General features: G+C 56.1%; 1 pseudogene. It reads left to right on the top strand.

Annotated elements, in window-relative coordinates:
- A pseudogene (locus ACI77I_RS32305) lies at positions 1–269 on the top strand (hypothetical protein); the annotation flags it as partial.

Genomic DNA, 269 nt, shown 5'->3' with positions numbered 1-269 from the left:
GACGAAGGTGCATGGCGACGTCTACAAGGCTCGACAGGTCGGTCAGTTGTGGGAGCGCATTACTCGTGGTCTGGGTTACTACTACAGCTGTAACGCTGGCAAGCAGCGTTATGGGGATGATCTCGGTATTGGGTTGGTCTATCGGACGGATGCCCGCATTCGTAGCAAGGTACATAAGGCAATGCGCTACCTGGCCAAGCACGAGGACACGCAGCACTTGAGGATGAAACCAGCAGGTGCTCGATCTCTGCGTAAGGGCCAGCTTCGCA

The organism is Pseudomonas sp. D47, from assembly GCF_045447305.1.
Lineage (GTDB): Bacteria > Pseudomonadota > Gammaproteobacteria > Pseudomonadales > Pseudomonadaceae > Aquipseudomonas.
Note: the sequence above shows the minus strand (reverse complement) of the source record. Positions and strands in the feature narration are given on the sequence as shown.